At 65.1% G+C, this 13,412-nt stretch carries 13 protein-coding genes and 2 pseudogenes; 8 read left to right on the top strand and 7 right to left on the bottom strand.

Annotated features, from left to right (window positions below; all coding sequences use genetic code 11):
* The coding region (locus BM252_RS12005) for an IS4 family transposase (protein ID WP_281249348.1) at positions 1–326 on the top strand (326 nt) is incomplete at its 5' end.
* Position 327: 1 nt separating this feature from the next.
* Positions 328–921, top strand: coding sequence for a putative adenosine monophosphate-protein transferase Fic (locus BM252_RS12000; protein ID WP_093387716.1), 594 nt, complete (start codon positions 328–330; stop codon positions 919–921).
* A 100-nt stretch (positions 922–1,021) separates the two neighbouring features.
* Here the strand turns inward: BM252_RS12000 and BM252_RS11995 are convergent, their stop codons facing one another.
* The 5 genes from BM252_RS11995 to BM252_RS11975 all read right to left on the bottom strand — a co-directional run bounded on the left by BM252_RS11995 (position 1,022) and on the right by BM252_RS11975 (position 4,341).
* On the bottom strand, positions 1,022–1,447 hold the full coding sequence (locus BM252_RS11995; RefSeq protein ID WP_093387715.1) for a VOC family protein: 426 nt from the start codon (positions 1,445–1,447) through the stop codon (positions 1,022–1,024).
* A 254-nt stretch (positions 1,448–1,701) separates the two neighbouring features.
* Complete coding sequence (locus BM252_RS11990) at positions 1,702–2,472, bottom strand: LytR/AlgR family response regulator transcription factor (protein ID WP_093387714.1); 771 nt, start codon at positions 2,470–2,472, stop codon at positions 1,702–1,704.
* A complete protein-coding gene (locus BM252_RS11985; protein ID WP_093387713.1) occupies positions 2,469–3,371 on the bottom strand; it encodes a sensor histidine kinase in 903 nt (300 codons plus the stop codon). Before BM252_RS11985 ends, BM252_RS11990 begins: the two co-directional genes overlap by 4 nt.
* Positions 3,368–3,634 (bottom strand): hypothetical protein, encoded by a 267-nt coding sequence (locus BM252_RS11980; protein WP_093387712.1) that lies wholly within the window; start codon positions 3,632–3,634, stop codon positions 3,368–3,370. Before BM252_RS11980 ends, BM252_RS11985 begins: the two co-directional genes overlap by 4 nt.
* A gap of 146 nt (positions 3,635–3,780) precedes the next feature.
* Complete coding sequence (locus BM252_RS11975; protein ID WP_093387744.1) at positions 3,781–4,341, bottom strand: GNAT family N-acetyltransferase; 561 nt, start codon at positions 4,339–4,341, stop codon at positions 3,781–3,783.
* Positions 4,342–4,476: 135 nt separating this feature from the next.
* On the opposite strand from BM252_RS11975, the pseudogene BM252_RS11970 reads away from it, so the two are divergent.
* The 3 genes and pseudogenes from BM252_RS11970 to BM252_RS11965 form a co-directional block, all read left to right on the top strand.
* Positions 4,477–5,313 (top strand): annotated as a pseudogene (locus BM252_RS11970) (choice-of-anchor A family protein); the annotation flags it as partial.
* 39 nt (positions 5,314–5,352) lie between these two features.
* A pseudogene (locus BM252_RS32205) lies at positions 5,353–5,442 on the top strand (PEP-CTERM sorting domain-containing protein); the annotation flags it as partial.
* 214 nt (positions 5,443–5,656) lie between these two features.
* Positions 5,657–6,751 carry a collagen-binding domain-containing protein gene (locus tag BM252_RS11965; RefSeq protein ID WP_093387710.1) on the top strand — a complete coding sequence of 365 codons (1,095 nt, stop codon included), beginning with the start codon at positions 5,657–5,659 and terminating at the stop codon, positions 6,749–6,751.
* A gap of 65 nt (positions 6,752–6,816) precedes the next feature.
* Here BM252_RS11965 and BM252_RS11960 read toward each other — a convergent pair whose 3' ends face one another.
* Together BM252_RS11960 and BM252_RS11955 are read right to left on the bottom strand one after the other, a co-directional pair.
* Positions 6,817–7,473, bottom strand: a complete 657-nt coding sequence (locus tag BM252_RS11960; RefSeq protein WP_093387709.1) for a TetR/AcrR family transcriptional regulator — start codon at positions 7,471–7,473, stop codon at positions 6,817–6,819.
* 10 nt (positions 7,474–7,483) lie between these two features.
* On the bottom strand, positions 7,484–8,953 hold the full coding sequence (locus BM252_RS11955) for an aminotransferase-like domain-containing protein (RefSeq protein WP_093387708.1): 1,470 nt from the start codon (positions 8,951–8,953) through the stop codon (positions 7,484–7,486).
* A gap of 204 nt (positions 8,954–9,157) precedes the next feature.
* Between BM252_RS11955 and aptA the strand changes: the two genes are divergently transcribed.
* The 3 genes from aptA (at position 9,158) to BM252_RS11940 (ending at position 13,310) form a co-directional block, all read left to right on the top strand.
* The gene (aptA, locus tag BM252_RS11950) at positions 9,158–10,474 is read left to right on the top strand and encodes an omega-aminotransferase AptA (protein WP_093387707.1); all 1,317 of its coding nucleotides are present in this window, start codon (positions 9,158–9,160) and stop codon (positions 10,472–10,474) included.
* A 187-nt stretch (positions 10,475–10,661) separates the two neighbouring features.
* Positions 10,662–11,777 (top strand): alanine dehydrogenase, encoded by a 1,116-nt coding sequence (gene ald, locus BM252_RS11945; RefSeq protein ID WP_093387706.1) that lies wholly within the window; start codon positions 10,662–10,664, stop codon positions 11,775–11,777.
* 30 nt (positions 11,778–11,807) lie between these two features.
* Complete coding sequence (locus BM252_RS11940; protein ID WP_093387705.1) at positions 11,808–13,310, top strand: CoA-acylating methylmalonate-semialdehyde dehydrogenase; 1,503 nt, start codon at positions 11,808–11,810, stop codon at positions 13,308–13,310.
* Positions 13,311–13,412 lie beyond the last annotated feature (102 nt).

The following is a 13,412-nucleotide window of genomic DNA, read 5'->3' as shown; positions in this document are numbered from 1 at the left end:
ACAATATCGAGCGCGCGTTGGCATTGTTCATGGTCGTGGCGTGGCGCATCGCCCACTTGATGCGCCTGGGCCGCATCTGTCCGGATCTGGACGCGGGCCTGTTCTTTGATCCTGACGAAATCCGCGGAGCCTACCTGCTCACGAAGGAGCGACGGCCGGATCGACCTCCGACCCTGAACGAAGTCTTGCGACTGATCGCCCGCGTCGGCGGATTCTTGGGGCGAAAAGGCGACGGCGATCCAGGAGTGAAAACGATTTGGCAGGGGATTCAGGAAGTGCGCGTGGCCGCACTAACGATAAAAGCGCTACGCGAGGAAGCCGAGTGACTTGTGTATAAACCTATGGGTCTACTGCTACCCCGACTCTGAAGTATTAAAGAACATTCTTAATATTACCGATCAAAGTACGTTGAACGATGCGGAGGTGGCTTTTTCTCAGCATCGTTTAGCTACATTTGAGTATCCTGCACTTTCGAAATTTTCCTTGAATACTTGGAAAAATATTCATTTCTATTTATTTCAAGATGTCTATGATTGGGCCGGTGAGCTACGGACGGTGAAGATTCGCAAGGGGAGCAGTGTGTTCGCAATGCCAGAACAACTTGATCAGTATGGCGGCTCCCTGTTTTCAAGGCTTGAAAAGGAAAGTTTTCTTTGTGGACTCGAACAATCGGAATTTGTGAAACGCTTGGCATTTCACTTCGGGGAGCTAAATGTTTTGCATCCATTTAGAGAAGGAAACGGTCGCTCTCAGCGACTCTTGTTTGAACTTATTGCGCTTAACGCTGGTTACGTCTTAGATTGGCTGAGCGTAAATAAGGATATATGGATTCGTGCAAACATTTCGGCATATAACGGCGATTATGCTCCCCTTGAGCAGCTATTCGACGGTGTCGTGAAGAAAATATCGATGGGTTATTGATTTATTTCGAAACCTTAGGGACGCGCTGATTTGTTAGTTTAGTTGTCGCCCAACGCTCCTGCGGTGAGCGAGACCTGAGACCACAACTAGGTATCCTGCCCTAAGCAAACGGATCGTAAGTCCCCACACTCCACAAATGCCCCTCCGGATCGCGGCAGGTGAAGCCCCGGCCGCCGTAGTCCTCGTCCTTGATGTCCATTTCGACTTTCACTCCCGACTCCAGCACGCGGCCGTAGACCAGGTCGGCGTCGTTGACCAGCAGGTAGCTGCACTGCGTCACGCCGCCGCCGATCTGCGCCGGCTCGCGCATCAGGCGGCCGAACTCGGTGTCGAAGATGGAGCTGAGCATGACCATGCCGTTGCCGTAGCCCAGCTGGGCGTGGGCGATGCTGCCGTCCTCGTTGGGAATCACCAGCAGGCGCTCGAAGCCGAGGTTGTCGCACAACCAGTCGATGGCGGCCGGCGCGTCGCGGTAGCGCAGGCAGGGGATGACGTTGGCTTTTGTATTCTTCGGAATGTTGGACATATTATTCTCCCTGAGTCGGTCGTGTGACAAAAAACATAGAACATCTTCGATCACTTTTCCAGTGTCGACGTTCATGCCATCGACCGCGCTACGCGCGCGTTTTGACGTCGATCAGAAGAACGCAGACCCCCGTAGGATGAATCCGAACGCCATGAAATCGGCCGTTAGGAATGGCGGGTGGCGAAGCCGCCGTAGACGCGGGGCATCATTTCATCATAGGTCGCCGGGCGGCGGCCCGCAAGCGCCGAGGCCGCCTACATCTGCTGGAACAGGTGGGCGTGACCCCGGCTCACTTCCAGCTGTTCGGCGCAGTCGCGCAGCTTGACCATCTGCCGGCCGCGCAGGTCGCGCGTGACTTGCGTGATGGCGTCGACCCGCACCAGCGTGGAGCGGTGGATGCGCCAGAACTCGTCCGGGTCGAGCTCGTCGGCCAGCTCCTTCAGCGTCTTGCGGATCAACACCTCGCCCTGCTCGGTCTTGACCCGCGTGTACTTCTCCTCGGCCTGGAAGAACAGCACCTCGCGCGTGCTGATCATGCGCAGGTTGCCGCCCACCTGCGCCTGGACCCAGCGCAGATAGTTTGGCTTGGCCGTCTGGCCCTGCAGCAGCGCGCCGAGCTGGCGGGCGATGTCGTCGGGCCGGCGCCCCAGGCGCGCTTGCAGGCGGGCGCAGGTGCCGGCCAGACGGGCGGCGTCGGCGGGCTTGAGCACGTAGTCGAGCGCGCCCTGCTCGAAGGCGGCGATGGCGTACTGGTCGTAGGCGGTGACGAACACCAGGTGGCAGCGGTTGAACAGCAGCCGCGCCGCCTCGATGCCGGACAGGCCGGGCATGCGGATGTCGAGGAAGACGATGTCGGGCTGGTGCTGGCCGGCCAACGCCACCGCCTCGATGCCGTTGGCCGCCTCGGCGACGATCTCCAGCTCCGGCCAGACCTCGCGCAGGCGGCTGCGCAGCTGGGCGCGCATGGCGTCCTCGTCGTCGGCGATCAGGGCGGTGGCGCGCGGCGCGCTGTGTGCTTGGTTCATGTGGCGGCGCTCCCGGCGAAGATGTCCGGCGCGTAGGGCAGGCGGATCAGCGCGCGCGTGCCGCCGCTGTGCGGCGCCTCCAGCACCAGCTGGGCGCGCTGGCCGTACAGCAAGCGCAGGCGCTCGCGCACGTTGGACAGGCCGACGCCGTCGTCGGCGTGCAGGTTGAAGCCGACGCCATCGTCCTGCACCTCCACTTGCAGCATGGCGCCGTCGACGCTGGCGCGGATGTCGATGCGGCCTCCCTCGACCTTCGGCTCCAGACCGTGTTTGATGGCGTTCTCGATCAAAATTTGCAGCATCATCGGCGGCAGGCTGGCGCTGTGCATCTGGGCCGGCACGTCGATCGACACGGCCAGCCGCGCCTTCATCCTCGCTTGCATGATGGCCAGGTAGGCGCGCGCCATCTCCAGCTGGCGGCCCAGCGTGGCGCTGCCGGGGCCGCGCATTTGCGGCAGCGTGGCGCGCAGATAGGCGATCAGGTGGGTGTGGATTTTCGCCGCCTGCGGCGGGTCGGTCTCGATCAGCTGGCCGATCAGGGCCAGGGTGTTGAACAGGAAGTGCGGTTCGATCTGCGCCTGCAACGCCGCCATGCGCGCCTCGACCAGGCGCCGCTCCAGGCCCTCGGCGCCGGCCTCGGTGCTGGCTTGGCGCGCCTCCAGCTCGGCCTTGCGCTTGCCGCCGGCCAGCACCTTCAGCAGGAAGGAGACGACGATGAAGGCGACCGCCTGTTTCGGCAGCCACAGCGGGGTTACGCACAGCAGCAGCAACAGCACCCAGATCACGTACAGCTTGCGCCATGGTACTTGGGCCAGCCAGTCGAAAAAGCGCCACCACAGCGCGCTGGCGGTGTCGCCCACCTCGCGCACGAATTCAAGCACGCGGTTGGCCTTTCTCATGGATGGGTCTTGTCGTCGTGACGGGCGCGGCGGCTGCCGATGACCACGGCGCCGAGCGCCAGTTTGAGCAGCAGGAAGACGGTGAACAGCACCAAGGCCAGCGGCAGGATGGTCAGCAGCAGCGCCAGCAGCACGCTGCTCAACAGCAGGGCCGGCCAGGACATGCGGCGCAGCGCGCGCAGGCCGATGCGGCCGGTGTGGAGGAAGGCCCGCACGACATCGTCGAGCAGGTCGCAGATCGATTGGCAGGTGATGCGTTGCATGGTGAGGCTCCCAGGTCCGGTTGATGGAATGGTGCCACTGTAGCGCGGCCGCCGGCGCGCCCTCAGCGGATTCCGATCAACGGTCGATTCGACGGCATGGCCGGCGGGAGCCGCCGATGAACGGTGCCGTGCGGCGGTTCAGCCGCTCAGCCCTTGGCGGCGCGCCAGTCGCTGCGCAGCAGGCCGTACATGTCGCTGCCGGACACTTCGCCGTTGACGAACCAGCGCTCGCGCAGCTGCCCCTCGAGGCGGAAGTGCAGCTTGTCCAGCAGCTTGGCCGAGGCGGCGTTGTGCGGGTGCAGGTCGGCCTCGATGCGGTTCAGCTCGAGCTGCTCGAAGCCATGCTCGATCAGCAGCGCCAACGCCTCGCCCATGTAGCCGTGGCCCCAGTGCGGCCGGGCCAGCAGGTAGCCGATCTCGCAGCGGTGGTTGGCGCGCATGATGGCGTACAGCGTGACGGTGCCGATCAACTGGCCCGTCTCGCGCAGCGTCACGCCGAGCTGCAAGGCCGTGCCGTCGCGGTAGTTGTCCTCGCTTTGCCTGACGTGATCGACCGCCTGGGCCTTTTCGCGCCAGGGCGCGCAGCTCCAGTAGCGCATCGTCTCGTCGTCGCGGCAGATGGTGAACAGGGCGTCGGCGTCGGCCGGGGTGAGCACGCGCAGGGTCAGGCGCGGGCTGTGCAACGTGGTGGGAAGGAAACGGGGCATGTGTTCGGCCATGTTGTTTTTACAATTTTCGCAAGCATACACGAAAGCGCCGTAAGTGTTTTCCGATAAGAAATTTATTAGTGCCGCATGGAAATTATTAGTCGATTTATGATACCCTGAGGGTAACTTAAATTGATGTCTGGGAATAATATGCCAAGCATGTCAAAACACTTCCTCGCCGCCGCCACCACCGCTTTCTGTGCGCTGGCCGCCGGCGCCAGCCAGGCCGTCGTACTCGACTTGGGCGTGAGCAACGCCAACCTCTTTTCACTCGGTAACTTCAAGGCCTCCAGCAGCGACGTCGAGGGCGCCGTGCTGGTGCGCGGCAACCTAAGCGCCAGCAGCTACTCGATCAACGACAAGAACCAGGACGCCTACGGCAAGAACAACGGCTCCGGCTATTCGCTGGCGGTGGGCGGCAACCTCGACTACAGCTCCGGCTCTATCAAACACGGCAAGATTTATGTCGGCGGCGACACCAAGACCAGCAGCGTCGGTCTGCAAAGCTCAACCATCACGAAGACGGCGCCGGTGTCCTTCGACGCGCTGGCCAGCAATGCCAAGAACGTCTCGAGCTCGCTGTCCAAGGTGGCCACGACCGGCTCGTCGGCCATCCAGTACGGCGGCATGACCCTCACCGGCAGCAAGAAGTCGGTGGAGGTGTTCAACCTGAGCGGCAAGGACCTGTCCAGCGTCAACAATTTCACCCTTAGCGGCCTGAGCAAGAACGCCACGCTGATCTTCAACGTCAGCGGCGCCGACGCCATCGGCTTCAACCAGAACGGTGTGGGCCTGGACGGCTTCAAGGACTACAACGTGCTGTTCAACTTCTACCAGAGCACGGCGCTGAACATCCAGAGCGTCGGCATCCAGGGCAGCCTGCTGGCGCCGCTGGCCACGGTCACCGGCTACGGCGGCCAGATCAACGGCAACGTCATCGTCGGCGACTGGTTGTCCAACGTCCAAGTCAACGCCAACCATTTCTTCAAGCCCGTCAACGTGAGCGGCTATGTGACGGCGGTGCCGGAGCCGGAGACCTACGCGATGTTGCTGGCAGGCCTGGGCCTGCTGGGCGTGATGCGCCGCCGCCGGCGCGGCTGATTCGAATCCCTGTAGTGGTAGTGTTGCGCCGCCCGCCATACCGGGCGGTTTTTTTTGTTCTGGGAAGTGGCAATTGTTATCGCAGTTACAAAAATAATTTACTTTATACCATCTGTTTGATCAATATCATGATACAATTATCGTAACGTTGGTTTCAATTATGCAATTTCGCCGGTGATGTGGCTGGCGGCTTTCTTTACGATAGGAGTGGTACATGTTGGTACGTCCAGTTTCCCTTAGCGCGCTCGCCGTCGCTGCCTTGTTCTCCAGCGCGGCCCAGGCCGCCCCGCTCAGCGCGACCCAGGTCTTGCAGCAATTCAATGTGGTGGTGACTGGCGATATCCACTCGAGCTCCCACGTTGACGGCCGCACCTTCGCCGGCGGCAACGTCGTCGGCGGCGACTATGTGCAGCACGTCAACGACACGCCGGCCTCGGCCTATGCCGGCCTGACCGTGGGCGGCGACCTGCGCGGCGCCAACGTCAACGGCCTCGGCGTGGTGGTCGGCGGCGACATCTATTTCCGTGGCGTCAACAGCGGCGCCGCCTACGTCGGCGGCAAGGCCACCGGCGTCAGCTTCGGCGGCGACGCCTGGGTCGGCGGCGTCGCCGACGGTGTCAACTTCAACGGCGCCGGCCATGCCGCCAGCCTGGTCAACACCAACAACAACCGCCCGCTGGCAGCGCCGACGGCGGCGATGAACAGCACCCTGGCGGCGTCGACCTCGACCAACTTCGGCAGCGTGCTCGGTGGCCTGTCGAGTTCCTTGTCCACGCTGCACAGCACTGGCAGCACGGTGGACTTCAGCAACAACAACCAGCAGGTGACCTTCAACGCCGTGGCGCAAAACGGCGTCGCCGTGTTCGACCTGCGCGCGCTCGACAGCAGCATCTTCTCGGCCACCACCAGCGACATCGTCTTCAACATGAACGGCGCCACCACGGTGATCCTCAACACCGACGACAAGAACCTGAGCCTGATGGCCAACTTCAACCAGGCGCAGTCGCTGGGCGGCCAATTGATCTGGAACTTCGCCGGCGCCGAGAGCGTCACCGTCGGCCGCACCTTCGGCGGCCAGGTGCTGGCCACCGGCGCCACCTTCAGCAACGTGGGCGGCGCCAACGTCGAAGGCGGCGTGTTCGCCGCCAACCTGCACCAGGACGGCGAGATCCACCTGCAGTCGTTCAGCGGCACGCTGCCGGTGACGGCCGTGCCGGAACCGGAAGGCTACGCCATGATGGGCCTCGGTCTCGGCCTGCTCGGCCTGGTGGCGCGCCGCCGCAAGCCGGCACCGTTCCGCCAGTCCTGATGTAAGGGGCCGGCCGCCGCGCCGGCCCTGTCCTCCATTCGGCCATGCCGCGCCGTGCCGCCTCCTCAGGCGGCGACGCGGACGGTGGCCAGCACCATGTCGACGATGAGCTTTTCGGCGTCGTCGAAGTCCTTCTTGTTCAACTGCTTGCGGTTCAACACCAGCCCCATTTGCGTCGAGAAGTCGGCGTAGGACTGGGTCATCGCCCAGATCGCGAACAGCAGATGGGTGGCGTTGACCGGCGCGATCTTGCCGGCGCTGATCCACTGTTCGAACACCTCGATATCTTTGCGCAGCAGCGGCACCACGCGGCTCTGGATCTGCGCGCCGTACAACTGCGCGCCGCCGATCACCTCCATCGCATACACCCGCGAGGCCCACGGCTGCTCGCGCGAGAAGCGCAGCTTGGCCTGCACGTAGGCGCGCAGCGCCTCCTGCGGCTCGTCGTCGGCGTGGGCCAGGTGCTCCATGCGCTCGAGCCAGTCGTCGAGCACGTTGTCGAGCACGCGCTGGTACAAGGCCTGCTTGGTGGGGAAGTAGTACATCAGGTTCTGCTTCGACAGGCCGGCGTTCTCCGCCACGGTGGCGATCGAGGCGCCCTCGTAGCCGCATTCGGCGAACACCTTGACCGCCTCGGCGGCGATGTCGGCCTCCAGCTTGTCGCGGTTGAGCACGCGCCGCTTGATCTTCGGCGCGGCGGCGGACGGTTTGACGGTGGCCATGGTCTCTCTTTCAGCTTGGTCGGATCGACTGCAGAAAGGTCAGCAGCTGCAGGCGGTCGCTGTAGGCGACATTGAAACGGAACCAGACCGTGTCGGCCTGGCGCAGCATGAAGAACTCGTTGGGCGACAGCAGGATGCCGGACTTGAGCGCCTGGTCGGCGATCAGCTTGCCGTTCCATTCGGCCGTCGGCGCCACGTCCCAGCCGGCGCTGACGAACATGCCGCCGCGCGGCCGCGCCAGCGGCGCCATGCCGGCCGCGCGCAGGCTGTCGATGGTGCGCTCGCGGCCGGCGTCGAGCTGGTTGATCAGCTTTTCCAGCATGCGCTTGTAGGGCCGCGCCGTGACGGCGTGGTAGACGGCGCGCTCGTTGATCTCCGAGGTGGTCAGGCCGGCCAGCATCTTCACCCGCAGCAGCTCGGGCAGCAGCTGCGCCGAGGCGCTGATCGAGCCGACCCGCAGCACCGGCGACAGGGTCTTGGAGAAGCTGCCGACGCGGATCACCCGGCGCAGCCCGTCCATCGCCGCCAGCGAGGCCTCGCCGCGCGGCGCCAGCTCGCGGTAGATGTCGTCCTCGACCAGCCAGAAGTCGAACTGCTCGGCCAGGCCGAGCAGGCGGTGCGCCTGCGCCGCGCTGAGCGAGGTGCCGAGCGGGTTTTGCAGCACCGTGTTGACGAACATGAGCTTGGGCTGGGTGAGGGCGGCCTGCGCCGCCAGCGCCGCCATGTCCAGCCCCTGCGGTCCGCGCGGGATGCCGACCGGGATGCAGCCGTGGTGGCGGATCAGCGACAGCAGGTTGCTGTAGCCGGGGTCCTCGACCAGCACGGTGTCGCCCGGCTTGGTCAGGCTGCGCAGGATTAGGTCGAAGGCGTGGGTGGCGCCGTGGGTCAACAGGATCTGCTCCGGCTCGACGGCGTACAGCTCGTCCGACAGCGTCGCCGCCATGTGCTGGCGCAGCGTGGGGAAGCCGAGCGGGTGGCCGTAGCCGCGCAGCCGGTTGGCCGGGATGCGCATGGCCTGGCGCACCGCGTCGAGGATGGTGTCCTCGCCGTACCACTCGGGCGGCAGCCAGCCGGCGCCGACCGGCAGCGCGTCCGACACGCCGGAGTACAGGTCGGGGGTGAGGGCGTCGATCGCCGTCGGGCTGGAGTGGAAGGGCGGCGGCAGCAGCGCAGCCGGCAGGTCTTGGCGCGCGACGAAATAGCCGGAGCCGCGGCGCGAGGACAGCAGTCCCAGGGTCACTAGGCGGTCGTAGGCCTCGACAACTGTAAAGGTGCTGACGCCGTTACACTTGGCGAACTGCCGCACGGAGGGCATTTTGGTGCCGATGCGCAGCTCGCGCCTGGCCACCATGGCGCTGACGGCGGCGACGATCTGCTCGACCAGGCTGCCCTTGCCGCCGCGCTCGATCGCCACCAGCGGCCAGGCGCCGTCGGCCGCCGCCGGGTCCGCCGCCGGCGGCGCGGAATTGTGCTGGTCCATCGTCGCTGTCCCCTGGTTGTGCCCGCCCCGTTCGGGGAAAAGCAAACTGTAGTGTTTTCGTCGCCTGTACGGTTGGGCGGTTTTGCTATTTGTGTATCTGTGCCATAGTTGAAGCGCTGTCTATTATTGCATCATCATTTTGCCAACTGGTAAATTTTTTGTCCGGTTCATCAAAAAAACCGCAGTAGTTTTCAGGAGGAACGCATGAACGAATCCCGCCCAGAATCGATGTCCGCGTTTTGGATGCCCTTCACCAACAACCGCGACTTCAAGGCCAATCCCCGGCTGCTGGTGTCGGCCGAAGGCATGTACTACCGCGACGTCGACGGCAACGCCATCCTCGACGGCACCGCCGGCCTGTGGTGTGTGCCTTGCGGCCACGCCCAACCCGTCATCGTCGCCGCCGTGCGCGAGATGATCGGCCAGCTCGACTTCGCCCCCACCTTCCAGATGGGCCACCCGGCCGCCTTCGACCTGGCCGAAAAGCTGATGGACTACACCAACCACCGCTTCGGCCACGTCTTCTACACCAACTCCGGCTCCGAGGCGGTCGACACCGCGCTGAAGATGGCGCTGGCCTACCACAAGGCGCGCGGCGAGGCCGGCCGCACCCGCCTGATCGGCCGCGAGCGCGGCTACCACGGCGTCGGCTTCGGCGGCATGTCGGTCGGCGGCATCGCCGGCAACCGCAAGGCCTACGGCGCCGGCCTGCCGTATGTCGACCACCTGCCGCACACCCACAACCTGGAGAAGAACGCCTACACGCGCGGCGAGCCGGAACACGGCGCCAACCTGGCCGACGAGCTGGAACGCATCGTCGCGCTGCACGACGCCTCGACCATCGCCGCCGTCATCGTCGAGCCGGTGGCCGGCTCCACCGGCGTGCTGATCCCGCCCAAGGGCTACCTGAAGCGGCTGCGCGAGCTGTGCACCAAGCACGGCATCCTGCTGATCTTCGACGAGGTGATCACCGGCTTCGGCCGCCTGACCACGCCGTTCGCCGCCGACTACTTCGACGTCGAGCCGGACCTGATGACCACCGCCAAGGGACTGACCAACGGCGTGGTGCCGATGGGCGCGGTGTTCTCGAAAAAGTTCGTCCACGACGCCTTCATGGACGCGCCGCCGGGCATCGAGCTGTTCCACGGCTACACCTATTCCGGCCACCCGCTGGCCTGCGCCGCCTCGCTGGCCACGCTGCGCGTGTTCGAGGAGCAGAAGATCCTGGAGCACGCCGCCGGCATGCAGGAGTACTGGGCCGACGCGGTGCATTCGCTGAAAGGGCTGCCGCATGTGATCGACATCCGCACCATCGGCCTGATCGCCGGCATCGAACTGGCGCCGATCGCCGGCAAGCCGGGCGCGCGCGCCTTCGACGCCTTCAAGAAGGCCTTCGCCGACGGCGTCTTGATCCGCACCACCGGCGACATCATCGCCCTGTCGCCACCGCTGGTGCTGGAGAAAAAACACATCGATGAACTGTTCGGCAAACTGCGCACCGTGTTGAAGAATCTCGCTTAACAAGCGATGTACCTGGGGGGGAGGGCCACAAGCCCCGGCCCCCCGCCTAAGGTTCATGCCGCAAAGAGATGCCCAGGGTCAGACCCTCAGGGTCTGACCCTAGATTTTCGCCCTTGGGGTTTCTTCGCTTAGCTGCATGATCTGCTGATGTCCAATTGCTTCCAAATATAACAACGAGGAGAACAGCATGTTGGTAGGCGTCCCCAAAGAGATCAAGAACCAGGAATCGCGCGTTGGCCTGACCCCGGCCAGCGTCAAGGAACTCACGCTGCGCGGCCACCAGGTGCTGGTGCAAACCAACGCCGGCACCGCCATCGGCCTGACCGACGCCATGTACCTTGGCGCCGGCGCGAGCATCGTCGACACGGCCAAGGAAGTCTTCGCCCGCGCCGAGATGATCGTCAAGGTCAAGGAACCGCAGGCGCAGGAATGCGCCATGCTGCACGAAGACCAGATCCTCTACACCTACCTGCACCTCGCCCCCGACCCGGAGCAGACGCGCGCGCTGATGGCCTCCGGCGCCGTCTGCCTGGCCTACGAGACCATCACCGGCGCGAACGGCGGCCTGCCGCTGCTGGCGCCAATGAGCGAGGTGGCCGGCCGCATGGCCATCCAGGCCGGCGCCGCGCATTTGGAAAAATCCAAGGGCGGCATGGGTCTGCTGCTGGGCGGCGTGCCCGGCGTGGCGCCCGGCCATATAGCCATCATCGGCGCCGGTGTGGTCGGCACCAACGCGCTGCAAATGGCCGTCGGCATCGGCGCCCGCGTCACCATCCTCGACAAGAACATCGACCGCCTGCGCCAGCTCGATCTGATCTACGGCAACCGCGTCGCCACCCGCTACTCCAACGCCCACAGCATCGAAGAGGCGGTGTTCGACGCCGACCTGGTGGTGGGCGGCGTGCTGGTGCCCGGCGCGGCCGCGCCCAAACTGGTCACCGCCGCCATGATCGCCCGCATGAAACCGGGCGCCGTGGTGGTCGACGTGGCCATCGACCAGGGCGGTTGCTTCGAAACCTCGCACGCCACCACGCACGAGCAGCCGACCTACGTGGTCGACGGCGTGGTGCACTACTGCGTCGCCAACATGCCGGGCGCGGTGGCGCGCACCTCCACCTTCGCGCTCAACAACGCCACCATCGCGCATGCGCTGGCGCTGGCCGACAAGGGCTGGCGCCGCGCCGTCGCCGCCAATCCGCATCTGAAACAAGGCCTCAACGTCTGCCACGGCCACGTCACCTACGAGGCGGTGGCGCACGCGCTGGGCTACACCTACGTCGACCCCGACACGCTGCTGGTCTAAGCCCGGCGGCACCACTTTGAACGGAACATCATGAACCAGCTAGACACCATCACCCACTTCATCAACGGCGCCAAGGTCGACACCCTGAGCGGACGCTACGCCGACGTCTACAACCCGGCGCTTGGCGAGCCGGTGGCGCGCGTCGCGCTGGGCACCGTGGCCGAGGTGGACGCCGCCGTGCAGGCCGCCGCCGCCGCCTTCCCCGCGTGGTCGGCGACGCCGCCGCTGACCCGCGCCCGTGTGCTGTTCAAGTACCTGCAGCTGTGCCAGCAGCACACCGACGAATTCGCCGCCATGCTGACGCGCGAACACGGCAAGACCTTTGCCGACGCCCAGGGCGAGGTGGCGCGCGGCATCGAGATGGTCGAATTCGCGGTCGGCATTCCGCAGATGTTGAAGGGCGAATTCACCGACCAGATCTCGCGCGGCATCGACGCCTGGTCGATGCGCCAAGCACTCGGCGTGGTGGCCGGCATCACGCCGTTCAACTTCCCGGTGATGGTGCCGATGTGGATGTTCCCGGTCGCCATCGCCTGCGGCAACACCTTCATCCTCAAGCCGTCCGAGCGCGACCCGTCGCCGTCGCTGCTGCACGCCGCGCTGCTCAAGGAGGCCGGTTTGCCGGACGGCGTGTTCAACGTCGTCCAGGGCGACAAGGTCACCGTCGACGCGCTGCTCGACCATCCGGTGGTGCAGGCGGTCAGCTTCGTCGGCTCGACGCCGATCGCCGAATACATCTACGCGCGCGGCAGCGCCAGCGGCAAGCGCGTGCAGGCGCTGGGCGGCGCCAAGAACCACATGGTGGTGATGCCCGACGCCGACATGGACATGACCGTCGATGCGCTGATGGGCGCCGCCTACGGCTCGGCCGGCGAGCGCTGCATGGCGATCTCGGTGGTGGTGGCGGTGGGCGACGCCGGCGACAAACTGGTGCACGCACTGGCACAGCGCACGGCCGCACTGAAAATACGCGACGGCATGGCGGCCGACGCCGAAATGGGGCCGGTGGTGTCGAGCGCGGCCAAGCAGCGCATCGAGAAGCTGATCGGCGAGGGCGTCGAGCAGGGTGCCACGCTGGTGGTGGACGGCCGCAACTGCACGGTGGCCGGCCGCGAGAACGGCTTCTTCGTCGGCGGCACCTTGTTCGACCACGTCACGCCGGACATGTCGATCTACAAGGAGGAGATTTTCGGCCCGGTGTTGTGCATGCTGCGCGCGCCCGACGTGGTGCACGCGGTGGAGCTCATCAACCGCAACGAGTACGGCAACGGCGTGGCCATCTACACGCGCGACGGCGGCGTGGCGCGCGAGTTCGTGCGGCAGATCCAGGTCGGCATGGTCGGCGTCAACGTGCCGCTGCCGGTGCCGATGGCCTTCAACAGTTTCGGCGGGTGGAAGCGCAGCCTGTTCGGCGACCACCACGCCTACGGTCCCGAGGGCGTGCGCTTCTACACGCGCCACAAGGCCGTGATGCAGCGCTGGCCGAACACCGCCAGCGCTGGTGCGGAATTTGCTTTTCCTCAGATGAAGTGACGCTCTGACTGCTCGATTGAGCGGCGTTCTACCCCCAAGAGGTCGGGGTCAGACCCCGTACGGGGTCTGACCCCTGGTCGCCGCAGTGCGGGGTGCGCGGTT

Source organism: Rugamonas rubra (genome assembly GCF_900114705.1).
GTDB classification, from domain to species: Bacteria; Pseudomonadota; Gammaproteobacteria; order Burkholderiales; family Burkholderiaceae_D; genus Rugamonas; species Rugamonas rubra.
The sequence above is the reverse complement of the archived record's forward strand: the minus strand, read 5'-3'. Positions and strand labels throughout refer to the sequence as shown.

Coding starts and splice junctions, on each gene's coding strand:
- BM252_RS11955 (WP_093387708.1), bottom strand. CDS start 8,953: ATGGACCAGCACAATTCCGCGCCGCCGGCGGCGGACCCGGCGGCGGCC.
- BM252_RS11980 (WP_093387712.1), bottom strand. CDS start 3,634: ATGCAACGCATCACCTGCCAATCGATCTGCGACCTGCTCGACGATGTC.
- BM252_RS11995 (WP_093387715.1), bottom strand. CDS start 1,447: ATGTCCAACATTCCGAAGAATACAAAAGCCAACGTCATCCCCTGCCTG.
- BM252_RS11990 (WP_093387714.1), bottom strand. CDS start 2,472: ATGAACCAAGCACACAGCGCGCCGCGCGCCACCGCCCTGATCGCCGAC.
- BM252_RS11960 (WP_093387709.1), bottom strand. CDS start 7,473: ATGGCCACCGTCAAACCGTCCGCCGCCGCGCCGAAGATCAAGCGGCGC.
- BM252_RS11940 (WP_093387705.1), top strand. CDS start 11,808: ATGAACCAGCTAGACACCATCACCCACTTCATCAACGGCGCCAAGGTC.
- ald (WP_093387706.1), top strand. CDS start 10,662: ATGTTGGTAGGCGTCCCCAAAGAGATCAAGAACCAGGAATCGCGCGTT.
- aptA (WP_093387707.1), top strand. CDS start 9,158: ATGAACGAATCCCGCCCAGAATCGATGTCCGCGTTTTGGATGCCCTTC.
- BM252_RS11985 (WP_093387713.1), bottom strand. CDS start 3,371: ATGAGAAAGGCCAACCGCGTGCTTGAATTCGTGCGCGAGGTGGGCGAC.
- BM252_RS11965 (WP_093387710.1), top strand. CDS start 5,657: ATGTTGGTACGTCCAGTTTCCCTTAGCGCGCTCGCCGTCGCTGCCTTG.
- BM252_RS11975 (WP_093387744.1), bottom strand. CDS start 4,341: ATGCCCCGTTTCCTTCCCACCACGTTGCACAGCCCGCGCCTGACCCTG.